Origin of the sequence: Acinetobacter larvae (assembly GCF_001704115.1) — a bacterium.
Lineage (GTDB): Bacteria > Pseudomonadota > Gammaproteobacteria > Pseudomonadales > Moraxellaceae > Acinetobacter > Acinetobacter larvae.
Genome location: NZ_CP016895.1, coordinates 1,850,572 through 1,875,135, shown reverse-complemented (window position 1 = coordinate 1,875,135; position 24,564 = coordinate 1,850,572). Strand labels below are relative to the sequence as shown.

At 41.0% G+C, this 24,564-nt stretch carries 15 protein-coding genes and 1 pseudogene; 8 read left to right on the top strand and 8 right to left on the bottom strand.

Features of this window, described 5'->3' with window-relative positions; genetic code table 11:
• Positions 1-107: 107 nt before the first annotated feature.
• The 4 genes from BFG52_RS08550 to BFG52_RS08535 all read right to left on the bottom strand — a co-directional run bounded on the left by BFG52_RS08550 (position 108) and on the right by BFG52_RS08535 (position 5,177).
• The gene (locus tag BFG52_RS08550; protein WP_067554747.1) at positions 108-1,691 is read right to left on the bottom strand and encodes an ATP-binding cassette domain-containing protein; all 1,584 of its coding nucleotides are present in this window, start codon (positions 1,689-1,691) and stop codon (positions 108-110) included.
• 663 nt (positions 1,692-2,354) lie between these two features.
• Positions 2,355-3,263, bottom strand: a complete 909-nt coding sequence (locus tag BFG52_RS08545; protein ID WP_067554746.1) for a bile acid:sodium symporter family protein — start codon at positions 3,261-3,263, stop codon at positions 2,355-2,357.
• Between the two features lie 256 nt (positions 3,264-3,519).
• Entirely contained in the window at positions 3,520-4,221 is a 702-nt protein-coding gene (locus BFG52_RS08540) for a DUF1826 domain-containing protein (protein WP_067554742.1), read from the bottom strand.
• Positions 4,222-4,283: 62 nt separating this feature from the next.
• Positions 4,284-5,177, bottom strand: a complete 894-nt coding sequence (locus BFG52_RS08535) for a LysR family transcriptional regulator (RefSeq protein WP_067554739.1) — start codon at positions 5,175-5,177, stop codon at positions 4,284-4,286.
• Positions 5,178-5,283: 106 nt separating this feature from the next.
• Here BFG52_RS08535 and BFG52_RS08530 point away from each other — a divergent pair, with 106 nt between their 5' ends.
• Positions 5,284-6,039 (top strand): SDR family oxidoreductase, encoded by a 756-nt coding sequence (locus BFG52_RS08530; protein WP_067554736.1) that lies wholly within the window; start codon positions 5,284-5,286, stop codon positions 6,037-6,039.
• A gap of 596 nt (positions 6,040-6,635) precedes the next feature.
• Positions 6,636-10,031 carry a DEAD/DEAH box helicase gene (locus BFG52_RS08525; protein WP_067554733.1) on the top strand — a complete coding sequence of 1,132 codons (3,396 nt, stop codon included), beginning with the start codon at positions 6,636-6,638 and terminating at the stop codon, positions 10,029-10,031.
• 225 nt (positions 10,032-10,256) lie between these two features.
• On the opposite strand, the gene BFG52_RS08520 is transcribed toward BFG52_RS08525, so the two are convergent.
• The gene (locus BFG52_RS08520) at positions 10,257-11,597 is read right to left on the bottom strand and encodes a D-serine ammonia-lyase (RefSeq protein WP_067554730.1); all 1,341 of its coding nucleotides are present in this window, start codon (positions 11,595-11,597) and stop codon (positions 10,257-10,259) included.
• A 111-nt stretch (positions 11,598-11,708) separates the two neighbouring features.
• On the opposite strand from BFG52_RS08520, the gene BFG52_RS08515 reads away from it, so the two are divergent.
• Both BFG52_RS08515 and BFG52_RS08510 read left to right on the top strand, forming a co-directional pair.
• On the top strand, positions 11,709-12,689 hold the full coding sequence (locus tag BFG52_RS08515) for a LysR substrate-binding domain-containing protein (protein ID WP_081408761.1): 981 nt from the start codon (positions 11,709-11,711) through the stop codon (positions 12,687-12,689).
• A 292-nt stretch (positions 12,690-12,981) separates the two neighbouring features.
• Positions 12,982-14,217: an NADH:flavin oxidoreductase/NADH oxidase family protein gene (locus BFG52_RS08510; protein ID WP_067559340.1), complete on the top strand. Its 1,236-nt coding sequence runs from the start codon at positions 12,982-12,984 to the stop codon at positions 14,215-14,217.
• Here the strand turns inward: BFG52_RS08510 and BFG52_RS08505 are convergent, their stop codons facing one another.
• Complete coding sequence (locus tag BFG52_RS08505) at positions 14,218-14,625, bottom strand: MerR family transcriptional regulator (RefSeq protein WP_067554727.1); 408 nt, start codon at positions 14,623-14,625, stop codon at positions 14,218-14,220.
• A gap of 335 nt (positions 14,626-14,960) precedes the next feature.
• Between BFG52_RS08505 and BFG52_RS08500 the strand changes: the two are divergent.
• A pseudogene (locus tag BFG52_RS08500) lies at positions 14,961-15,377 on the top strand (M23 family metallopeptidase); the annotation flags it as partial.
• 133 nt (positions 15,378-15,510) lie between these two features.
• Here the strand turns inward: BFG52_RS08500 and BFG52_RS08495 are convergent.
• Positions 15,511-18,240 carry a TonB-dependent receptor gene (locus BFG52_RS08495; RefSeq protein WP_067554724.1) on the bottom strand — a complete coding sequence of 910 codons (2,730 nt, stop codon included), beginning with the start codon at positions 18,238-18,240 and terminating at the stop codon, positions 15,511-15,513.
• 284 nt (positions 18,241-18,524) lie between these two features.
• Between BFG52_RS08495 and amaB the strand changes: the two genes are divergently transcribed.
• Positions 18,525-20,018: an L-piperidine-6-carboxylate dehydrogenase gene (amaB, locus tag BFG52_RS08490; protein ID WP_067554722.1), complete on the top strand. Its 1,494-nt coding sequence runs from the start codon at positions 18,525-18,527 to the stop codon at positions 20,016-20,018.
• Between the two features lie 89 nt (positions 20,019-20,107).
• On the top strand, positions 20,108-21,409 hold the full coding sequence (gene amaA / locus BFG52_RS08485) for an L-pipecolate oxidase (protein ID WP_228703821.1): 1,302 nt from the start codon (positions 20,108-20,110) through the stop codon (positions 21,407-21,409).
• A 140-nt stretch (positions 21,410-21,549) separates the two neighbouring features.
• Here the strand turns inward: amaA and BFG52_RS08480 are convergent, their stop codons facing one another.
• Positions 21,550-22,479, bottom strand: coding sequence for a LysR substrate-binding domain-containing protein (locus tag BFG52_RS08480; RefSeq protein WP_067554716.1), 930 nt, complete (start codon positions 22,477-22,479; stop codon positions 21,550-21,552).
• 498 nt (positions 22,480-22,977) lie between these two features.
• Here BFG52_RS08480 and BFG52_RS08475 point away from each other — a divergent pair, with 498 nt between their 5' ends.
• The gene (locus BFG52_RS08475) at positions 22,978-24,378 is read left to right on the top strand and encodes an amino acid permease (RefSeq protein WP_067559336.1); all 1,401 of its coding nucleotides are present in this window, start codon (positions 22,978-22,980) and stop codon (positions 24,376-24,378) included.
• Positions 24,379-24,564 lie beyond the last annotated feature (186 nt).

Genomic DNA, 24,564 nt, shown 5'->3' with positions numbered 1-24,564 from the left:
CTCATCGATGAGGCATCAGACTTATCTGAATCAAAAAGATCCCAGCACTTGACTGGGATCTTTTTGATGTTGGGGGAGCTAAGTGGAAAATAGTGGATTTTGTAGTATCAAGACAGCTGATAGACTTTCACAATGCCACAATCACGAACAAACTGACGATCGTGTGATACTAAAATGACGCTACCAGGGTAAGCCCGTATGGCATCTGCTAGTATTTCTTTTGATGCGATATCAAGGTGATTTTCGGGTTCATCCAATAATAATAAACCCACCTCAGCACTGATCTGACTCATATAGAGTAGGGCAACTTTTAATTGCTCTCCACCACTGAGTTGAGCCAGCGGACAGCAGGCTTTCTCTGCTTTGAGCTGTAATTGCCCCAATAAACGGCGATAGTGCAAATCAGTTGGTTTCGGATACAGCCGTCGTAGATTATCTACAGCACTTTGTGTGCGATCTAACATACTAAAATGTTGATCGATATAAAGTACATCGACCGCACAATATAGCTTTTCTGTATCGCAAATTGCCTGTGCTGCAATTAGCGCCAATAAAGTTGATTTGCCACAACCATTGTTGCCCGCCAACTGGATTTTTTCTCCAGCATTTAAGGCAAAGCTAATGGCGGCGTGCTGAAGTTGGGGCAGTTGTAAGTGCTTGCAGCGTAAAATCTCAGCGCTTTTACGCTGTGTACCCCATAGCAATTGCAAGCGCTGTGCCTTAACCTGAAAGAGCTGTTGTTGATGCGCCTGCAATTGCGTGGTTGCTTTATGGTGTTGTTGGGAAAATTGCTTTTGCCGTGCCGCCATTGATTGTTGGGCTTGTTCTTTTTTGAAATCCAATAAAATTTTGGCTTGTGAACCCGACTGCCGAATTTTATTGCCGCTTTGTTGTCTTTTTTCTGCCTTACGTTGTGCCTGTTGCTGCTGTTGCACCATATACGTCAGTTGTTTCTGCCCATCCGCAACCCGTTGCTCAAGTGCTGCGCGTTGTAACTGTTGTTGTTGCTGATAATGTGTATAGTTCCCACGAACATGGTGTAGCTGCTGTTGTGATAAGGCATAAATATGTTGAACTTGATCGAGCAGTTCTCGGTCATGACTGACCAACAGGCATCCGGCAGGATGTTGCTGTATTGCTTTGATTAACCATGCGCGACTATGCTGGTCTAAATGGTTACTCGGTTCATCCAATAATAAATAATGCTGCTTGAATTGAAATAACTGACATAACGCCAATTTAGTTCGTTGACCTTCACTTAACTGGGCAATAGGATAATCTAAATCTGTCGGTAACTGTGCATCTTGCAATAACTGCTGCCACAGTATCGGCAAATGCCAATGTCCATCAACAGCATCTAAGGCTTCTGCATCGGTCTGTCCTTGTGCAATATGTTTAAAATGCTTAGCCAATACCGCTACACCCAATGCTTCAGCGATGGTATTGGCATCTAAGCGTTGTAGCTGAGCTAAATAGGCAAATTGAGTCTGCCACTGTATTTGTCCGCTAGCGCTTATATTCGGTATGGTACGCTGTGCCAATAAAGATAATAGGAGAGATTTACCTTGACCATTGGCACCAATCAAGGCAGAACATTGTCCGTGATATAACTGAAAATTTAGGGATGTTAAAATTTTTCGATCTTGGATCATTAAATCCAATTGAGAGATCACACAAGCAGTCTGAGTCATACTTACTCCAAAACAACTTGCACAATATAAAACGTGACGCTTATGTTTATCCGTTGCGCTATTTTGCACGCCGTTTGCATGCCATCTTATAGCCTATTCATAATGCATTGGTATTCACCATGATCTAATGATCAGCATAGCGTGATCAACAACACAGAGTGATGCAATAGCATCTTAGCGCAAGGCAATTGAGAGGATTTAAAGTCAAAAGCGAAAAAGAAAGATTAGGCAAGCAACCAATCACGTCGTTCTATATTGCACATCAAAAAAATAGGGTTGATGAGAAAAATAGAACTTACTTCATTGGCAGATACTCAATTATGGCAAAAAATGCAAATAGAATGGAGAGCTATAATCTCTGAGCAGGAGGAATATAAACAGATTTGATTATATTTAAAAACAATTTCCTGCGATGTAGTGCGTTACAGAGATTTTGCGCAAGTCTAAATCAATAAAATAAACAATGCAAATAGAAAAACTATTCGGCTAGAACAAAGTATTCAGTACTATAGCTGTAAAGATGAGATGTCATGCACATAACACACTAAATTCACTTTAGTTTGATAATCTATTTATAGCTTTATAGATTTATAGATTTGATTAGAGCGCCATACGCTTGCTCAATAGTGCATATGGCGGTCATTTACAGGTATAGGGAATGGGCTAGCTTTTAAGGTCTTCGATGGGCTGTTGAGTGGCTGTGACTATTGGTATTGCCTTTTGTTTTTCTTGCCCAATGATGAAGCCAAATGCAGTCGCGAAAATATACATAAAGATAGAATAAACCGCTGCTGGCATAGCCATTGTGGTACTGGACAAAATACTCAGTGCTATTGTCATCGCCAAAGTACTATTATGAATACCGATCTCAAATGCACAGGCACGTGCTTGAAATGAGGGAACTCCAAATAAACGCGGTATGCTATAACCTATTGCGAGACTAAATATACAAAATAATGCTGTTGCCAAACCAACTTGAGTCATGTACTGCATGATATTGTCTTTTTCTTTAAATAGCGCAAAGGCAATAATCAGGACTAAGAAAACAATAGAAAATACCCGAAAAGGTCGATTTAAAGCCTCGGTCAATTGCGGGCGATAATGCCGCAATAACATCCCGACGATTACTGGAAGTAAAATAATCACAAAAACTTGGATCACTTTAGCTAACTGCAATCCAATTTGTTGTTGATCTTGCATAAAGTGCAATAAAGCAAGATTTACAATAAAGGGTAAGCTAAATGCCGCCACGACAGAATTAATCGCAGTTAAACTGATATTGAGCGCAATATCTCCTTTAAATAAATAACTAAAGATATTGGCCGTTGGTCCACCCGGTGAAGCCGCCAATAGCATCAAACCTACAGCAAGTAAGGGCGGTAAATTCAGTATTTTTGCCAGTATAAATGCAATAGCGACCAAGATGACCAGTTGGCAGAACAACGCTATAAATATCGCTTTAGGATATTTACTTACACGGACAAAATCTTTTAACGTTAACTCAAAACCTAAACCCATCATAATAATTGCTAGGGCAAGGGGTAATAAAATAGTGATGATTCCTGCATCCATATCTAAATCCTTTTTAAATGACACATGGTCGTATTTTTTTTATGCAATTTAGTTATACCGCAATCATTGGAATAAATCATCTCAGATCTTGAACTGAATCGTTTATTGAAAAACTTTTGGTAAATATTTGAACTTTAAAGCCATGCAAAAGCTATACATTGGTCAGATGCAAAACCTCATCGCGCAGCATAAACCTCATGCCATGCAATATTTGGAGGGGGAGATTAGAGATCAGAGTATTGGATTTAAGGCTATCTCAACATATCAGTAATAAGCGATATACGCCGTCTTCAGCCGGTGCACGATGCACGCAAGGTTCTGCTTGTTGGGTTGGATGATCGACAGCCAATCGCCACAGATGCCCACAGCCTAAATTCACAGCTTTGGCATTGGCTTTGGCTTGATAATGTAAATCAAAAAAATATTCTTCTAAAAATGCGTCAAACTCCGATTCAGGACCGCTATAAAGCTTTTTCAGTTTTTGTCTAATTTCTGGGATTAAAATTTTTTGTTCAACTTGATCATTCGGAAGAATATCGCTGGCAGGTCCATAATAGGTGCACAAGAAGGTATCGGTTTCTATTGGCGAGCGATCGACATGATAAGAATACACATCGGTTGTAATAAAATCTAAGCTATCATCACGTTCATACTGTTTTAGTAAATTAAGAACAGGGGATGCCCCAAAATCTGTTAATAGCTGTATATCCTGTATGATAATTTCTCTGGCTAAATCACCTTGTGCAGAGAGTTTTAAAGCCCGAAGATCCGCTATCGAAACTTCCGTAATATCTTCTTTTTCTTTGAATAGCAATTTCTCGACAATCTCTTGAAAGTCGCCCATTAATGTTCTAGACCAACAAATTGCATTCATTTTCCCCTGAAAATGGAGTTGGACTAAGTCAGAAAAATTATTGACCACACGAATTTGCGTGTGCTCAGACCATGTGCGCTGCATCATATCGGAGCGAAATCAAGAGTTAACCAAAACGCATTATATGCAAGAGTGGATGTGCTTATCTAGGAGCCTACCATTTTTTCTTTCAATAAATGATCTAACCAATCAATAAAAAATTGGAAATACTTGGGACGATACTGTCGATCTGTCAGTAAAATATTAATGGGTAAGCTTAGACAAGGAATATCTTTAAATAATTGTACTAACTTACTCTGTTGTACATATGGTACGGCATCAAACTCAGGAATTTGTATAATCCCCAAACCCTCTAATGCAGCTTGAATATAAGCTTCAGTATTATTGACCAATAAACGATATGGCATTTTTATACTCTGATCTCGAAATTGTAATTCACTCCATTCTTGATAATGCTTTTTAATATGATAATCGACAGAAAAATGCTGTTCTAGCTCAAGCAGTGTTTTGGGTTCACCCAGTTCTGCTAAATATGCTGGAGAGGCGAGTGTCCATATTTTTGTTTGGCAAATCGGTTTGATCAAAAGATATTGATCCTGTACCTGTCCGACACGTATCACACAATCCAATTGCTGCTCAATTAAATGAGTGAAATCATCATCGGCATGCATCAATATTTTGACGTTAGGATAGTGCCGATAAAAGTCGAGTAAATAAGGCATCACAAGCTCAGTCGCTAAACGGTTTGGCATACCAATACTAATGCTTCCTTCTTGACTACGCGCATGGGTTTTAAAGCGATCGAGTTCTTTGAGTTGCTTAATTAAACCTGTAGCTTCTTGATAAAATATATTACCTTCATGAGTCGGCGATACTTTACGCGTGGTTCTATAAAATAATAGGACTTGATATTCTTTCTCAAGGGATTGAATAGCATAGCTTACATTGGATCTTGGTAGGCCTAATTGCTTTGCTGCCTGTGCAAAAGACCGCTTCTCTACAACCAAACAAAAGACTTTGAGTCGATCAATTTTGTCCATTTTATTATCCAACTATTTTGCATAATGAGTGCAATAATAACTGCTATTTCACAAAATTAAATTCATTTATGCTAATTACTCATTAATCATCATAGCGAGCATAATCGTGTCACAACATAATTTAAAAGGACAAACAGTCTTGGTCGCTGGCGGCGCCAAAAACTTAGGTGGGCTGATTTCACGAAAGTTTGCCGAACAAGGTGCCAACTTATTGATTCATTATCATAGTGCATCGGCTCAAGAAGAAGCAGAAAACACCTTAAAAGCGGTTCAAGCATTTGGCGTAAATGCTATTTTGGTTCAAGCAGATTTATCAAATATTCAAAATATAGAACAGCTATTTATCAGAGCCAAAGCAGAATTTGGAGGAATAGATATTGCGATTAATACCGTGGGACGAGTACTAAAAAAACCATTTTTAGACACAACGGAACAAGAATTTGATGTCATGAATGATGTTAATAATAAAATCGCCTATTTTTTTATTCAATCAGCTGGGCGTCATCTCAATCATCACGGCAAAATATGCACCATTGTCACCAGTTTATTGGCAGCATATACCGGTCTTTATTCTACTTATGAAGGATTAAAAGCACCTGTAGAACATTATACGCGAGCTGCTTCTAAAGAGTTTGGTGATCGCGGCATTTCTGTGACTGCTGTTGCACCGGGTCCAATGGATACACCGTTTTTCTATGGGCAGGAAGCAGCGGAGGCGATTTCTTATCATAAAGCAGCGGCTGCACTTGGTGGCTTAACGCAAATTGAGGATATAGAACCCTTAGTACGCTTTTTAGTAACAGATGGCTGGTGGATTACAGGGCAAACAATTTTTGCCAATGGCGGTTATACCACACGTTAAGATGGTTCAATGTAGCCCTATTTTAAGAAGTAGGGCTGCTTATTATGCACTTTTTAGGATGCATCATTTAGCTTAAAGGCTGATTATATTATGTTATTTAGGATACACTTGACGGCAAGATCGTTTATGATCGAAACCGTCAGGTGCAGCACCAACACTAACTTGCGCAGCAGCGCTGCTCATGTCTTGGATATCTTATTTAACATAAAATGAAGCTATGTGACTTCAGGATAAATTATTTAATTAGAGCATTGTGGGTACAACTATGGACTTAAGCTATGCGCTTGAATCGGATGGATTTGTGTTTAGATTCGATTCAAGTCATATTCTCATGGTTCATTATTTAATAATAAACCCGCAGTATGAAAGGAGGATTAACGATAATAGAATATCGCTGATGAATATGTTTGCGGTTATTCAAAATATCGCGACCACCTTTGTTTGGACGTTTTTTTCAGATTAGTTGATTCTTTTAACCCGTTTAAAACTGTCACAGCTTATGCTTGAATTCGCCCAACGACATGACGACAGAAGGACATTATGCTAGTTTATACTGCGGATAACGAATCGCTTGATCATATTGTCTGGGACTGATAATGCGTATAAATTTTAAAGAAACACTGAATAACTTATTGAATCGTAAAAAATCCTTTAAAAAAAACACCTTGGATAACGATAGCCAAGCTCAAGAAAATACTGACCTTTCCACTATAGAAAATAAAATACGTTGTGAAAAAATATTAAATTATTGGTTGGATGTAGAATTATTTGATTTGCCAGAGTGTCCTTTTAAAAACAATAAAGACATTTTAAGTGAAGAAGCAGAAAGTTTTACAGCTAAAATAGCAACCGATTTGGTTGTTAAAATAAAAAATAATTCAGACTATATTCATGATGAGAGCCGTTTGGTCATTATGTTTCAGTGTCATAAAGCTGGATATATTGCAGAAAACATTGATTTACACCCAAATTTTATTATTCCCAAAACTTATCTTGTGGCACATAGTTTTGTACCACATTACGATCCAAAGGTAGGCACGATACAATGGTCATTATCTACCGAAGATAAAGATTTAATTATTAATTTATCAACGATACGGACCATATACCGTAAATGCCCACCGAGTACGGCACATAATCTAAGTTTATCTGAATGGATTGCTGCACGTGTCGATGAAATCGAAAATTTATTCAAAATAAATTTTAGCGATCCCGAACAAAAAGATTTATTCACCACAGAAATATTGCAGGATAAAATTAAAAAGATTAATCGAACATTGAGCAATAAGTTTTGGCCAGAAAAAACAGCACGAGACTTTATGATGTTACACTGTCAAGCGCTCGAAAGTGAGTATGCACATGATGTTCTCGATCAGCCTGCTATCACAACGCAGGGCGATTTAACGTTTAGATGGCGTTTTAGTTTTTATCCTGAGGGTAATGAATCACAGCAATTAGGTCCATTCTTTGTAAAAGATCTAGAACACTGCATTAATCAATTAGATCAAAAAGGGCTTTCAGGCTTATCTATGCCTTTACAAAAATATTTATGCGGTACGCAACAAAGAACATATATTCCAGAAGCGGTAGGGCATGGTCATTTTTATGTTCCACTTACTCACCGCATTGCATTAGGACGTTGGCCAACCAATGCTAAATATGGTTTAAGTTTATTACAAACACTCGCTGTAAATGTTGCCAAAGAAACAATACAAAATCCTGTGGTTGCTGTAAATGGACCACCAGGTACAGGAAAGACCACCTTATTAAAGGATATTATTGCGGAACGATTTGTATTACGCACTGTACAGTTGTTGAAGTTTTATACAAAAAATAATGAAGCTGCATTATTAGACAATACAGAACTTTTAGATCAGGTTATGAACTACAGTATTTTAGTTGCTTCAAGTAACAATAAAGCTGTAGAGAATATATCGAAAGAATTGCCATCTTTAAATAGTATTGCTGAAGAATTTAAAGCAGACCTTAAACATTTTTCTCATATTGCTGCACAAGACGAATGGGGATTATTTTGTGCAGTACTAGGCAATGCAAATAATCGTAAAAACTTTAAAAAAACCTTAGCCGAGCTTTCAGCTTATTTTAGGTTTATAAATGATCGTTATCGCTTGAATCTCTTTACAAAGCAGATATCAAATACCGATGATATTTCGCAAAAACTTATATATTTAAAAAAACAAATTGAGTTTTGGAAGCAGAATCAACTGATATTTGATCTATTTGCTGACTTCGAACAATGCTCGAATTTTAAAACGCATCTCGACTTTTTTAAACCGCTACGTGAGGCTTTGTATAAGGTTGCGCAGGATAAGTTACAAATAGCAGAATTTTTAGAGTTTGCTCAAGCCATGCAAGCACCAGAGTGGGATAAACTGACTTTTGCATTTATTGACGTTAAGAAGCAATGGTTTGCTAAAAAACTATATATAAAGCACCAAGAAAATAAGTTAAATGCCGCTATAAGCGATTTCCAACAGACTTTTAAGGAACTTAATCAATGTTTAGGCGCTGCTGAACAGTTTATTGTCAGTACTGAAAATCTAGATATGTGGCAATTGGATGCTCAAGAACACCTGAGTAACGCGTCAGCATATAAGCTCTCAGGTTCTATAGACCCATCTGAATTTGAATCGATTTTGCAGAAAAGTACACCATTTAGCTCTGAAAAAATAAATCAATGCCGTAGCCAGTTATTTATTCATGCATTGGCGCTAAATGAAGCAATTCTAGAAACACAAAGCGCAGAATTGAAAAAATATTGGAGTGACTTAGAGGCTTTATTGGATGGGCATTTAGAGTCAAATGAGCAACCGGTATATCATCAACGTTTATGGAGTATGTTGTTCTTATTTTTTCCTGTCTTAAGTACGTCTTTGTCTTCGGTTGAAAATCAATTTAAGCTGATGCAACAGGTCGAAGGTTTTGGTTTAGCCTTATTAGATGAAGCTGGGCAGGCGGTAAATTATCAAGTCGTTGGGTTATTACAGCGCTGTAAACAAGTCGTTTTTGTTGGAGATCCAATACAGCTCGAACCTGTTATTAATATTCCATATCAAATAGATCGATCTATTGCAGAAGACTATATGCTTTTGGCACATCAATATGCTAAGCAGGAATGGGGCGATTTATATTTGGTTTCGACCCAGTCTGCACAAACTATTGCCGATCGTGCAAGTCAATATTATGCAAAAATTGGTGAACGTGAAGTCGGAATTCCCCTGTTAGTACATCGTCGTTGTTTAGAGCCGATGTTTTCTATCGCAAATCGCATTGCTTATGATAATAAAATGGTGGCAGCGACGAGCATACAGCATATGCAGGATGTACATTTTATTCCAAGTGGCTGGATTCATGTAGAAGAACGAGCAGAAAATCTAAATGCTAAAGGTTATGCTAATCGTGCTGAGGCAAGTGTTGCTTTAAAAGTAATTCAATATTTGGCAGAAAATCAGGCAGCAATGCTAGCAGGCGGTGTATTTATTATTACACCTTTTACTCAAATGAAAAATGAAATCATAAAAGAATGGCGTAAACAAGCAAAAGACCCCAATAATCATGCTTGGATGAATTGTGCATTGGGCGAAAAGGCACAACATAAAAACTATGATCATTTTTGGAGAGAAAACATTGGAACAGTACATAGCTTTCAAGGTAAAGAAGCTTCAACTGTAATCGTCTGTACGGCAGCTTCGGTGCTGCGCAGAAAAACAGGGGGGATTAAATGGGTGAATAGCAAGCCTAATCTATTAAATGTTGCTGTGACACGTGCCAAATCACACTTATTTGTGATTGGTCATCTACGCGATTGGTCTACAGGTAAATTATCAATAGAATTACAAGATGACATGATGTATTGCTATCAAAGTTTTCAGGCTTTTGTTGAGCAACCTACGATTGATTATCAGCAATTAAAAGCCAAGCCTCATATGATGAATCACAATGAATCGACAACATTTTATTTTGGCGGTTAAGATCGATGACAGAATTTAATCCGTCGATTCAGCGAAAGTTGTATGATATGTAAATATAAATACAGTAAATTAAATATTTGTTTTATATTTAAATTTACTAGAATAAATGCAACTAAGCACGATGGTAAGTCGCATATGGCTGCGCATCGTGCTTAATGATGGAAATAAAAAACTCTCTCTGTTTTCTATGTTGTGTAGCGTTAAGTGGTTATCATTGATCATCGTTTAGGTTTTAGATTTATGCCGATCATAAATTTCTTGACCGATGCGTTGAAATTTTTGCATTTCTTGTTGAGGGACTAGGCACCCCCCAGTGCTCCAGATGACGTGTGTCGCCTGAGCGATCACAATGTTGTGGCTGTTGAGGTAGTCTTGAGCGGCGGGGTGGTTGAGCCAGACAGGACCTTGCAATGCTGCCGCAGCAGAAGGTTCAACCTCAATTTGTTCAAGGTGCTTGAGCTGATATAAATTTTGGTATAGCTGTGGGTCTTCTACCGTAAAAACCCCAGACAATTGTGCGCGCATCAGTGGGCTGACCAGTGTAGAAGCTAAACCGACGGCCAAACCATCTGCCTCGGTTTTATTATCTAAACCAATGTCATAGACCGAAACTGCTTGATCTGTATTGGCTGCCAGTTGCACGAGCATGCAAGGAGAGGCGACAGGCTCGGCAAAGAAACAATGCACAGCATCTCCAAAAATGGCTTTTAGACCATAGCAAATCCCTCCTGGCGCACCTCCGACACCACAGGGGATATAGACGATTAAGGGATGTTCACGATCAATCTGGCGTTGCTGTTGTTGTAACTGTTGGGCAAGATGAGTAGCAGCAGCGGCATAACCTAAGAATAACAATGTTGATTGCTCATCATCGACAAAATGACATTTGGGATGCGTTGCTGCTTCGGCACGCCCACCCGCAACAGCAGCGGCATAATCACCACGGTGTTCAACGACCTCGACACCACGATCGCGCAAGCGTTGCTTTTTCCATTCTTTGGCTTCGACCGACATATGTACCACAGCTTTAAAGCCCAACGCTGCCGCCATAATGCCTATACTCAAACCTAAGTTACCTGTGCTACCCACACTGATGGTGTATTCAGCAAAGCAGGCTTTGGCAGATGCCGTGCTTAACGCAAGGAGGTCTTGCTCTGCGGTTATCAGTTGCTGCTCAAGCGCGATCTGTTCAGCAATGGCGATGACTTCATGAAAGCCGCCACGGGCTTTGATTGAGCCGGCAATGGGCAAGGCATGATCCGCTTTAAGATAAATGGCTTGCTTGCTGAGTTTCGGCTGGGTAAAAAGCGCGGGTTCAGCCTGATTGAGAGCAATTAAATCAGATTCTATTTGACCTTGGCTGGCAGCAAGCTCTGGAAATAAATGCTGTAACAAGGCTTGGCTTCGTTGTAAGCGATCCTGTGCCGCCTGAATTGCATGTACACTGGGTGCATCATTGGGCAGCGCACAACCCAGGTAGGGATTAAGCCAGAGCATGGCCGTTTTCTGTTGTAGCTGTTGAATCAGTGTGTGATCAAGTGTGCTGTGGGGTGAATTCTCAAACATATGCTGATCATTCCTAAAGCGTAGCGTTATAAGATAAGTCTGATAATAATAGAGACAAGGACTTTTAAAAAATGATATTTTCTAAGGAACCCATTAGTAGAATTAATGCATATGCGATTGCAACAGATTAACTTTGAGGCATTAAAAACCTTTCAGATCGCGGCTCAAAGCCTAAGCTTTACCCAAGCCGCTCAGCGGTTGCATATTACCCAAAGTGCGGTGAGCCAACAAATCCGTAGTTTAGAACAAGGCTTGGGATTTGCATTGTTTATCCGGAAAAGTCGGAGTTTACGCTTGACTGAACAGGGACAAATTTTACTCGATTGTGTGAATCGATCATTTGCCGATATTTACCAAACACTGAAGCAACTGCAAGGTGAAAATCATGCACTTCATATTAACTGCTTACCGTCATTGGCATTACAGTGGCTAATGCCAAGACTGAGTGATTTCCATCTGGCGCATCGTGATATCGTGGTGAAACTCAAAGCTGAATTTCAAGCACTCGATCGTGAAGTCATGCAAAATCAACAGATTGATTTAGGCATTCGTTATGATCCACATCCGTTTAATCCAGATGCCGCGGAGGTGATATTGGATGAATATTTAATCGCAGTTGCGACGCCAGACTATTTAGCACAGCATCCAGCTTTTGCTCAAGCGCAAAGTCTTGCGGGGGTGACGTTATTGCATGATGCGATGCCATGGATTGGCGCACCAGCCTATATTGAGTGGCAAACTTACTTGGAACAGTTTAAACCACAATGGTTAGATGGTATTTCAGGGATCGAGTTTAACTTATCGAGTTTGGCAATCAGTGCAGCGCTCAATCATCAAGGGGTTGCTATAGGGCGTAGTGCTTTGGTTTTAGATGAACTGTTGAGTGGCCGCTTAGTAAATGTCTTTGATGTCGTGGTAAAGAGTAAAGCAAATTATAAATTGCTTTATCCACACCATGCACATGCTGATGTCGAGGTTTTTACCCAATGGCTACAACAGCAAACACAATATTTTGCGCAGCAACGGCTGCATTACTTCACACAGCAGCAGGTGAAATATCTTACAGCTTCGTCGTCTTTGGGGAATGGCTAAACTATTCGATATTCGATATTCGATATTCGATATTCGATATTCGATGTTTTATCAGTGTCCGCGCATGAATTCGATCTCAGCTGATCTCAGCAGCATCAAAGTGCTAAAGAATTGCAGTAAAAAAATTACAGTAAAAAAATTACAGAAAAAAGAAGCTCAGAAAAAGCAGTGCAGTGAAGAGCGGGACGAAACCTGCATCGGTCAAGCGAGTGGTAAAATCTGCAACTTTTTTCTTGACCTTAAAGTCTACTTTAATCTTAGAGTAGGCTTATTCTCTGACAAGGGCTTGAAAATGACATTATTTGCACCGTTATTATTGTCCAATGGACGCCGTATTCAAAATCGTATTGCCAAAGCTGCGATGGAAGAAAATATGGCAGATCACAATCATGCGCCATCTGATGCTTTATTACGCTTATATCAGGCTTGGGCAGCAGGGGGTGTGGGATTGATTATTACAGGCAATGTCATGGTTGATCGCCGTGCGATGACTGGACCTGCGGGTGTGGTGCTTGAAAATGAGCAACATTTATCTGCTTTTCGGAAATGGGCAGACGTCAGCCGTGCACATGGCGCACAGGTTTGGATGCAAATCAATCATCCTGGGCGGCAAATGCAAGCAAATTTGGGACAGCAAACCTGGGCACCTTCTGCGGTTGCCATGAATTTAGGCAATATGTCCAAGCGTTTTAATCGCCCCATTGCCATGACTGAAGCGATGATCACAGAGCTGATTCAGCGTTTTAGCCGTACAGCACAATTGGCTGAGCAAGCGGGTTTTGATGGCGTTGAAGTTCATGCCGCACATGGTTATTTGCTGAGCCAGTTTTTATCACCATTAACCAATCAACGACAAGACCGCTGGGGCGGTTCACTGGAAAATCGTGCACGTTTGTTATTGGAGATTATTCGCGCAATTCGCGCTGTGGTTTCCAAAAACTTTGCTGTAGCAGTCAAATTGAACTCTGCAGATTTTCAACGCGGCGGTTTTAGCCCAGCAGAAGCACAACAAGTCGTCAGTATGCTCAATGCTGAAGCGGTCGATTTGGTCGAGATTTCTGGTGGCAGCTATGAAGCACCGGCAATGCAAGGGAAGACTCGTGATGAGCGTAGTTTGGCACGAGAAGCTTATTTCTTGGAATTTGCCACAGAGATTGTCAATGTGGCACACATGCCAGTGATGTTGACTGGTGGTATACGCCGTAAAGCGGTTGCTGAACAGGTATTATCAGATGGTATTGCCATGGTGGGGATCGCTACAGCTTTGGCATTGATGCCTGATTTAGTCACTTTATGGCAACATGATGATCCCGTAGCAGCACAATTGCCGCCAATCCAATGGTCCAACAAAACCTTAGCCGCTTTGGTCGAGATGGCACGCGTAAAGTATCAGTTACAACGTCATAGCCGAGGGCTAGCTGCCAAGCCCAATGTTGCACCGTGGTGGGCATTGCTTAAAGAACAACAGATGCTAGCTTGTCGTAGTCGACTTTATCGTAAGCAAATGCAGCGAGTTGCCCTAACATGATCAATCTTTGACGGCATATTGTTTCAGCAAACGTTCAGCATTTTCTTCACAACTGATTTCTGCTGGCTTATCGGTGATGGCATCGATCATGCTTTGTAAGTTGCGTTTGCTCTGTTGTAATTGGTGTTGCAATTGCTCGATGTCCTTTATTTTGCCATTGAGCGTATCGAGCAATTGGCTATGATTCCATTGTTTGATATTGGTAGGTAACAGTGCCTTGATTTCAGCGAGGCTAAAACCAACTTGTTGTGCTTGCTGAATCAAGATCAATTGTTTTAGGTCATCGTCATGATATTCGCGATAGCCATTGGCTTTCCGTTTCACCTTGGCTAAGAGTTTAATGTGCTCATAGTAGCGAATGGTCGATGGGGTAACACCACTTAATTTGGCTAAAGTACTAATATTCATTCTACTGCTCAGCAATATATCCGTAATATCCGTATGCTTGATGTCCGGATACTTGGGGTTAGAGGCATTGCGATATCGGCATAGATTATGCCCCAGTGCAACATAATCTAGCAACCGGCTTGCATAAACCGGCATGATTTGTAGCAGGCATGAGAAATATGTATTTACAAAATCAACGCGAACCTTATTTTTTATAGCTAATTTGTTATGTTATAACATGACATTGTTTTTTACGAGCGATAAGATTTATGATGATGACATTGTCGAAGTTGAAGTTTTTTTCTTGTGCGATATTGACCGCGATGATTTCTTGCTCGGCACTGGCCAATCAAAAACTATCAGCCTCATCTTTAGGGTCATGGTTTGTAAAGCATCCTTTACCCAATTCAACAGTGAGCTCAGAGTTTGGGCAACGCGTGATGAATGGTAAGGTTGAAGGACATTCTGGCTTGGATTTGGCCGCCAAAGCCGGCACAGAAATTTATGCAACGGGACCTGGCATCGTAACCAAATCGGGTTGGGGCAAAGGCTATGGTAACTATATTGAGATAGATCACCGCAATGGTTATTTTACCCGCTATGCTCATGCGTCTAAATTGCATGTTGAAATTGGCGATCAGGTTCATGCAGGACAACACATTGCTGACGTTGGGTGTACTGGACGTTGTACAGGTCCGCATTTGCATTTCGAGGTGGTGAAAGCTGGGAAAAGACAAAATCCATCTTCTTATTTGGCATTACTCCCTGAGTAAAACGACGCAAGCAAAAACAATCTAAATCAAACGGTATTGCCTGATAAGCAGCCATAACTTTTACAAATTATGGCTGCTTGTTGCGTTGCGTTTAATAAAGGCTATAAAGCCTTAAGCCTCGTGTCGAGCTGGTTTAAAACTTCAACTCTACGCCTGCTTTAAAGGTACGCCCTGGAATCGGCATACTGATAACGGTGCCTTGATCATAGTTATAACGGTTGGTGAGGTTATCTATATTAAATGAGAATTCCAGATTGGGGTTATAACGATAACTGGCAAAGGCATCGACGACCGTTTCTGAAGACAGTTCCGTCACTGCACGTCCAGCAATTCCTGTACCTTGTAGCCAATCTTTAGGATTTTTCTTTTCAGAATGGTATCGGGCGCGCGCACCGACATTGAGTTTATTTTCAAAGAAGCTTTTACCGACGGTAATATTAAAGATTTTACGCGGTGGTAGACGTGTGGTCATGAGACTCCATGTTCCACCAACTTGGTTACACTCGTCAGATGAATGAGCACAGACTTTGGGTGCTTGATATAGCGTACCATTTAAACTCACAAAAAAGCTCGGCAGTGTATAGCTTAAATCCAGCTCCACACCTTTTAATACCACCCGATCATAATTGGCAAAGGTATATGATGTGGTATAGGGCAGAATGAAGTTTGGTGTTATGACGTTCGGGATGTCTTTTTGTATGGTTTCTTGGGTCAGGAAGTTATTGGTCTGATTACGGAAATAATTCAGGTTTAACTTGATTTGATCATTGTTCAAAAATAAATTGTCACGTTGACCTATAAAACCAAATTCCACAATGCGCGAGTTTTCAGCGCGAATAGGCAAGTCTGGATCATAAGTAAAAGTTTGTCCGGACACACTGGATTCAAATAAGCTTGGGCTGCGGTACATACTCGATAGTTTTCCGTAAACATCAAAGCCATCAACGATTTGATAATTTAGCTGTCCCATCCAATCAAATTTACCGCCATATTTGCGTACGGCATAGCCTTTGCTGCCAATATCTGGATTTTGTACTGGGCGCATCGGTACTTCTTGGTCAGCATAGTCCTCGACTTCTGCGTTATGCCACTTGCCTCCCAAGCTTAAAGTGAAGTCTTTAAACTGATAGTCACCATTTAAGAAGATCGAAGTTTCTTTACGTAAGGCATCACGAGAAGCTTCTGTATGATACATATTACGCGGTTTCATGCGTTGTTCGTCATAGGTGAAGCCGTAGTTTAGCAGCAGACCCAGTGCATCAAATCGACTGTTGTTTTCGAGATTGATGCCAGTACGAAAGTCCTGATAACTCCCACGGTATTGATCACCTTGATGGGCAGCACCACCATTGATATTTACGGTATTGCCCATACCATTATTCTGATCATATTTGGCACGGGTTTGCCACAGCCCCAGTTCCAAATCTAGCAATGGGTTATCTTTGGGCTTATAGGTATAACTGGCACTGAATGCATTCACAGCTGCTTTCCCCATCGGCCATTGCGTCATATTGTAGAGATCGGGAATATCGGCTTGTGGAATATAAATTAGATTGCCTTGATCGTCATGATCATAACGTCCAGGAGGGGAATTGGGATCTTTGACAGGATAACGTCCCCAATAAAATGACAACACCTCTCCAGCCTTTTGCACATGGCGTCGGGTATTGACTTCAATACGATGCTCATCCGTTAAATTTAGCCCCACTTTAATGATGCCTGAATCACTTTGATAGCCGGTATTGACGACTTCCTGACCGCCATCAAGTTCATACATATCTTTTTCTTTATAAAAGTCTAAACCATGTTTACCGGCAAAATAGTTTCCCACCTCACGTTTACTATAGGCAGTCACGACATCAATAAAGTCATTTTTAAAGGCAAAGGCGACAGTACCAGCACCATTTTGGAAGTTAGTGGAAGACAGTTTATTGCGAATAATATAATTGACTTGTTCTTTTTCATTGTCAGAGACTACTGGGCTCTTGTTATTATTATAAAAACTGCCTTTGAGCATGACACCGCTTTGCCGACCAGGCAATAAAATATCATCTACGCCCAAGGTACGCATTTTGACCACACCGCCAATACCGCCGACGCTAAATTTAGCGCGTGATGCACCTTTTTCAACTTCAATATTGCTGATGAGATCCATATCGATATAGGTACGGTCACTTTCTCCTTGGTAGCCGCGGAATGCATGACTAGACTGTAAACTGCCATCAATAATCACAGGCACACGACCTTCACCTTGCATACCACGAATGCCGATATCTAAGGCACCAGCTTCATTACGCATACTGTTGACTTGTAAGCCAGCAATATCACCAAAGACATCGCCGTTACCTGTACCACGGAAACGGTTGATTTGCTCACGGTCTTTGTGAGTGGTATTGACTCTTTTCGGTTCAGCATTGAGGGTAATCACCGGCAGGCTGGCAATCGTGTTTTCTGTAAGTGGTAATGCTGCGGACGGATCTGCTGTTACAGAGGTCGGTATAAGCAATGCATTGTTTTGCGGCTTTGCTGCGGTATTTGGTTTTAAGAGAAATACCGAGCCTTGTTTTTCAATATGATAAGGTTGTTCGGACAGAATATGTTCGAAGCCTTTTTGTATAGAATAATTCCCTTGAATTCCCTTGCTTTTTAAACCTTTTACCATATTGGGATCGTAGCTTAAAGGTACGCCAGACTGCACTGCAAAATTGGAGAGCACACGACCTAGATCATTCTCAGGAATTTGATAATACCTTTCGGTATTGCTGTTTACAGCAGTTTGCGTACTCGCCGGACTACTGGCATATGCGCCATGAATGAAAAAACAATGTATCAGGACGACCAGTGTTTGTTTTCTGAATGACATTAGAAAAAGACCTTTATGGCAATGATTTACATTCTCAATATCTATTACCCACTTGGCTAGAAAAACCTGACAAATTTATTTGCAAAATTTTTAATGGGTCTGCTGTGAGCTAGAAGCAATGCTGAGGCTAAGAAAAAAAGGAATGCAGCGTATATTTTAATTCGTTTGTCCAATTTCAATGCGCAGGATTTAATGGATCTATAGATAAGCTTACTGCAATGGAATCTCGTATTTGCGAAGGAAAGCTTGATATAGCAGTCTCATTAAGGATGTAGGAAAAGATCATGATACAGGATTTATTAGACAAACTTGGCGTTGCAAAACAAAGCTATCAGTCTGGGACATTGACGGTGAGCACTCCGATTACAGGGCAAGTGCTTGCTAAAGTCGTTGAACATCGTGTTGCCGAAGCCGATCAAGCCATACAGCAAGCACAACAAGCTTTTGAGGCATGGCGTAAAGTGCCCGCACCGCGTCGCGGTGAACTCATTCGAATTTTCGCGCAGGTGTTACGTGATTATAAAAAAGAATTAGCGACTTTGGTGTCATGGGAAGCCGGTAAAATCGAGCAAGAAGGTCTAGGTGAAGTTCAGGAAATGATTGATATCTGCGACTTTGCTGTAGGGTTGTCGCGTCAGTTATATGGTTTGACCATCGCATCTGAGCGCCCAGGGCATCATATGCGTGAAACTTGGCATCCATTAGGGATTGTCGGTGTTATTTCTGCATTTAATTTTCCTGTCGCAGTGTGGTCTTGGAATACGGCTTTGGCTTTAATCTGCGGTAATGCCGTCATTTGGAAACCGTCAGAGAAAACACCATTAACGGCTTTGGCCTGCCAAGCTTTGTTTGATCAAGCCATTGAGCAATTTGGTCGTGATGCACCCGCAAACTTATCACAACTATTGATTGGTGGGGCTGATCTTGGTGATCGCTTGGTGAGTGATGCGCGTGTAGCACTGATTAGTGCAACTGGTAGTACCGCCATGGGGAAATTGGTCGCGCCCAAAGTGGCACAACGTTTTGGGAAATGCATTTTAGAACTGGGCGGCAATAATGCCATGATTTTGGCGCCAAGCGCAGATTTAGACTTGGCTATACGGGGTATTTTATTTTCTGCGGTGGGTACAGCAGGTCAGCGTTGTACCACCCTAAGACGTTTGATTGTGCATCGTTCTATTCAAGCAGATGTTGTTGAAAAACTGAAAAAAGCTTATCAATCTGTGTCGATTGGTCATCCTTTAGAGGGCAATTTGGTGGGACCTTTAATTGATCAACACATCTTTGAGCAAATGCAAACGATACTGCAACGAGCAAGGGCGGCAGGTGCCACCGTAACAGGAGGCGAACGTCTATTGGCAGCACAATATCCTGATGCATACTATGTACAGCCTGCAATTGTAGAAATTGCACAACAAAACGAGATTGTCAAAACAGAAACTTTCGCACCGATTTTATATATCATGCCTTATGATGATTTTGAACAGGCATTGACCATTCAAAATGATGTACCACAAGGCTTGTCATCTTGTATCTTTAGCAATGATTTGCGTGAGGCTGAGGCATTTATGAGCGCGCAGGGCAGTGATTGTGGTATTGCCAATGTCAATATCGGTACCAGTGGTGCAGAAATTGGTGGCGCTTTTGGGGGCGAGAAAGAAACCGGTGGCGGTCGTGAGTCAGGTTCAGATGCATGGAAAAACTATATGCGTCGTCAGACCAATACCATCAACTACTCCGGTGAATTACCCTTAGCGCAAGGGATTAACTTCGGTTAAGTTATATTCTGTGATGGCGTGGTGCATCTTGTTTACTCACTGGAGCATCACGCCATATCTGTGTAATTCCTAAGGATAGGGTCATCACGATGTTAAACAATACAATGTTAAACAATCAGGTCTTATGGAAAAGTTTGGTCGCAGCACCTACAAAATTTCCGACATTATCGGCAGAAGTGACAACGGATGTCTGTGTTATTGGTGCGGGTTTTACCGGTTTATCTGCTGCCATACATCTAGCTGAAGCGGGTTATACGGTTACGGTATTAGAGGCAGCCGAAGTCGGTGCGGGTGGGTCTGGGCGCAATGTCGGTTTGGTCAATGCTGGCACTTGGGCACAGCCCGATGAACTCAATCAATATTTGGGTGAAAAAGTAGGTGAAAAACTTACAGCCGCTTTGGCTGAAGCACCACGATTGGTCTTTGATCTGATTGACCGTTTGGGCATCGATGCACAAGATCATCGCACGGGTAATTTACATATGGCACATAATGCCGAAGGTGAGCGCGATGTCGAGGTACGTTATGCACAATTGCGGCGTCGAGGTGCGGATGTTGAGCTACTGACGGGTGATAAATGCCATGAATATTGCGGAACGAGGTCTATTCAAAAAGCATTATTGGACCGCCGTGCAGGCACTGTAAATCCTTATGCCTATGTGACGGGTCTAGCACAGGCAGCGCAAAAGCTTCCGGTTAATATCTATGAAAACTCTCCTGTTACAGGGATTGTTCAGCAGCAACAACAACAATGGTGTGTGCAGAGCAAACAGGGTCAGGTTTTGGCTGATAAAGTTATTATTGCCACCAATGCTTATACCGAAGGTGAATGGACCGAGATTTTAAAAACCATTTACTTTGTAAAATATTATCAAATTGCGACAACACCATTAAGTGGTCCAGTAGCTGATCGAATCTTGCCATATAAAAATGGCTCATGGGATACTCGTTTGGCGTTATCCAGTATCCGTCGCGACAAAGACGGGCGTTTATTATTGGGCACTGTGGGGGATTATCAAACCAATCCAGCAATTTATTTACGTTGGGCCAATTTGATGCTGCAGAAGTATTTTCCAGATTTAAAACCTCAGGGTTGGCAATATCAATGGTCAGGTCAATTTGGTTTTACCAGTGATCATATTATGCGTTTATTTGAACCTGCACCCGGCATTGTCGCCGCGACAGCTTTTAATGGACGTGGTATTACCACTGGAACTTTGGTGGGAAAAGCATTTGCGGATTATTTACAAGCGGATGATCCAGAAAAACTACCATTGCCTTTGGTGGATTTAGCGGGTAATAAAGTCGCGTTTCGCCGTGCGCGTTCATTATTTTATGATTGCGGTATTACGCTCTATCATGCCGGACAATGTCTTAAAATCGTGGCTTAATCGCACATAGGCTATGATTTTTTTGTTGTCAACTGATGGGCTCTAAATTAAGTCGCGCAGCCCTAGTTAAAAAAACCGCTGGATTGTCAGGATCAAGCGGTTTTTTTAATGGTCGAGTAATCGTTAATACGGACAGACTATCAAAGCGAAGCAGAGTGGGTTGGCGGTGTTGGTGTGGAATGTAAATGATTTTGAATCCAATGCACCACCGTTGCAACTTTGGGGATTTTCGCCATTGAGGTGGGGTAAGTCATATAATAGGCATTATGGCTATTCATTTCATAAGACCATGCCAAGATTAACTCACCTGAGTCGAGTTCTTTTTCGACGAGGAACTTAGGAATTAAGGCAATGCCACAACCTGTTATTGCGGCATTGATACAGGAATAAAATGTATCAAAGCGCGGTCCAATAAAAGGCTGTTCGTTGATAAAACCTTGGCTTTGAAAATACTCATCCCAAGCACGTGGTCGAGAACGCGATTGAATCAACACATGGCAGCAAAAATCTTCTAAATGACTAAATGCTTGGGGAATAAGCTCAGGAGAACATACGGCAACGCAGCGCTCTTCAAAGAGTTTGACACTGGTCATATCGCGCCAAATCCCTTCACCATATAAAAAGGCAATATCGGTTTGCTGGTTTTCTATTTCAGTCGAGGTAATCTGTTCTTGAATGTCTAAATGGATCTGTGGATGTTGCTGCCCAAAGCCTTTTAAGATTTGGATTAACCAGCGTGCACATAGCGTTGGATGGGCGGCGATATTAACGGCTTCTGCTTCGCTGCCATAAGCCAAGATATTGAGCACCGAAATTTCGATTTTATTTAAGATCAGTTGTGTCTGTTGTAAAAATAACTTTCCGGTTGGTGTCAGCGCTAAGCCTTTTAATGTTCGCTCAAATAAACAGGTATTGAGATTGTCTTCTAAGTGTGCGACCTGTTTACTGACTGCGCTTTGCGTCATATGTAGAACCTGCGCAGCTTTGGTAAAGCTTAAAAATCGTGCTGATGCTTCAAAACAGCGTAAAGACATGGTGGATGGATAGGTCCTTGCAGTAATTTTGTGCATCAAATAATTCTCCCTTATTTGGTAAAACACGCTTTATTAAGGCGTTCAAGCTATCCTATAGCAACACTTTCATTATTTTTGCTAATGTAGCATAAGCTGAGCTTATAAAGACTGAGCGCATCGAAAATATTAATTTATTTCAATATTCTTACGCGAAATTGTTATGCGAATCACCGTAAAAAACGCGAATAAAAACGCGCAGAACAGCTGAGGGAAACAGCTAAGAAAAAAGTAAGCATCTAAGAAAATAAGTTGTGTCGATAGTATTTTTTTTCGCTTGTGAACATCGCCGTGCAAATTGATACTCCAATGATGAGGGTGGAATGGATTATACCGCCTAGTAATAAACAGCACGGTGATACAAGCCGCTTGAACCATATGTTTCTATATAGCACTCGCTATGATGTATCTATGATTTTATCAATGCATCATGTGCGCTTGCGGTTTGATCAACGTGCCATCTATTCGAAAATAAGGGATCGTATGGAAACAAAGCACATGAATAGCAATCCGCATGCTGATTCGACCAAATTGGAACATGGTTTATCAAGTCGTCAAGTCACGATGATTACCATTGGTGGCATTATTGGGGCTGGCTTATTTATTGGCTCATCTTCAGCAATCGCCTTAGCGGGACCAGCCATTATTATTTCTTATGCACTCACAGGTTTATTGGTGTTCTTAGTGATGCGGATGTTGGGGGAAATGGCTGTTATGCAACCTGACTCTGGCTCATTTTCAACTTATGCAGCCAAAGCAATTGGTCCTTGGGCTGGGTTTTCGATTGGTTGGTTATATTGGTGGTTTTGGGTACTGATTATTCCCGTTGAAGCCATCGCCGGTGCCGATATTTTACATGCATGGTTTCCAATGCTGCCATCATGGTGTTATGCCATTTTAATTTTGGCTGGGCTCAGCATGACCAATTTATTTAATGTGAAAAATTTTGGTGAATTTGAATTTTGGTTTGCTTTAATCAAAGTCGTGGCAATCATTGCTTTTATTATTGTAGCGACGATGGCCATATTTGGCTGGTGGCCCTTAGCACCGCAGATCAGTGGTATTGCCAAGATTTATGATAATAATGGCTTTATGCCCAATGGTTTTAGTGCCGTTCTATATGGTGTGTTGGTCACGATTTTCTCTTTTTTTGGTGCGGAAGTGGTATCTATTGCTGCGGCAGAATCGCAAGACCCACAGAAACAAATTCGTCGTGCTACCAACTTGGTGATTTATCGTATCGCCATTTTCTATTTGTTGTCGATTTTTCTGGTTGTCGCGTTGGTCAGTTGGGATGATCCTGGCTTAAAACAAATGGGAACCTTCCAATATGTATTACATGTATTAAATATTCCGGGTACCAAAGCCATTATGGATATCGTGGTATTTGTTGCAGTCTGTAGTTGTATGAATTCTGGATTATATATAGCTTCACGCATGTTATATTCATTGGGAACACGTGGTGATGCACCTGCGGCAGCAGCAAAATTAACTCATAAAGGCGTGCCTAAAATAGCCGTATTGGCATCCAGTGTAGCGGGGTTTGTCGGTGCCTTTGCCAATTATGCATTTCCGGGACAAGTCTTTGGCTTTCTCTTATCGACCACAGGTGCGATTGCGCTGATTGTTTATTTAGTTATTGCCATCTCGCAATACCGTATGCGTAGTCATTATGAAGCACTTGGTCAGCAACTCGACTTTAAAATGTGGTGTTTCCCATGGTTAACATGGCTGGTGATTTTCTTTATTTTACTGGTTCTCGCATTTATGGGCTTTTCTGAAAATTATCGTTATGAAACTTTATTAACTTTTGCTGTCACAACGGTGATTCTCATCGCCAGTGTGCTGGTAACGCGTAAACGCACATATATTAAGCCTTGGCGGCAGTTAGACAAATAACTCAATTAACAAGTTGAAAATCGTGCATTGGACAGAGAGTGGGTAGAGCGAGGATAAATCATAAGCAAGGGCATCAATCATAATAAAATAGTAAATAAAGGCAAAACAGGTGCAAGGGCTGAGTTGAGCAAGCCCTTGCACATAACTTGCGAACAAAATAAATTTTAGATTGTGCCATCCTATGAA

What these genes read in the sequence shown, in the direction of transcription:
- BFG52_RS08550 (WP_067554747.1), bottom strand. Translation starts at nt 1,691, where the DNA reads ATGACTCAGACTGCTTGTGTGATCTCTCAATTGGATTTAATGATCCAA.
- BFG52_RS08545 (WP_067554746.1), bottom strand. Translation starts at nt 3,263, where the DNA reads ATGGATGCAGGAATCATCACTATTTTATTACCCCTTGCCCTAGCAATT.
- BFG52_RS08540 (WP_067554742.1), bottom strand. Translation starts at nt 4,221, where the DNA reads ATGCAGCGCACATGGTCTGAGCACACGCAAATTCGTGTGGTCAATAAT.
- BFG52_RS08535 (WP_067554739.1), bottom strand. Translation starts at nt 5,177, where the DNA reads ATGGACAAAATTGATCGACTCAAAGTCTTTTGTTTGGTTGTAGAGAAG.
- BFG52_RS08525 (WP_067554733.1), top strand. Translation starts at nt 6,636, where the DNA reads ATGCGTATAAATTTTAAAGAAACACTGAATAACTTATTGAATCGTAAA.
- BFG52_RS08520 (WP_067554730.1), bottom strand. Translation starts at nt 11,597, where the DNA reads ATGTTTGAGAATTCACCCCACAGCACACTTGATCACACACTGATTCAA.
- BFG52_RS08515 (WP_081408761.1), top strand. Translation starts at nt 11,709, where the DNA reads ATGCGATTGCAACAGATTAACTTTGAGGCATTAAAAACCTTTCAGATC.
- BFG52_RS08510 (WP_067559340.1), top strand. Translation starts at nt 12,982, where the DNA reads ATGACATTATTTGCACCGTTATTATTGTCCAATGGACGCCGTATTCAA.
- BFG52_RS08505 (WP_067554727.1), bottom strand. Translation starts at nt 14,625, where the DNA reads ATGAATATTAGTACTTTAGCCAAATTAAGTGGTGTTACCCCATCGACC.
- BFG52_RS08495 (WP_067554724.1), bottom strand. Translation starts at nt 18,240, where the DNA reads ATGTCATTCAGAAAACAAACACTGGTCGTCCTGATACATTGTTTTTTC.
- amaB (WP_067554722.1), top strand. Translation starts at nt 18,525, where the DNA reads ATGATACAGGATTTATTAGACAAACTTGGCGTTGCAAAACAAAGCTAT.
- amaA (WP_228703821.1), top strand. Translation starts at nt 20,108, where the DNA reads ATGTTAAACAATACAATGTTAAACAATCAGGTCTTATGGAAAAGTTTG.
- BFG52_RS08480 (WP_067554716.1), bottom strand. Translation starts at nt 22,479, where the DNA reads ATGCACAAAATTACTGCAAGGACCTATCCATCCACCATGTCTTTACGC.
- BFG52_RS08475 (WP_067559336.1), top strand. Translation starts at nt 22,978, where the DNA reads ATGAATAGCAATCCGCATGCTGATTCGACCAAATTGGAACATGGTTTA.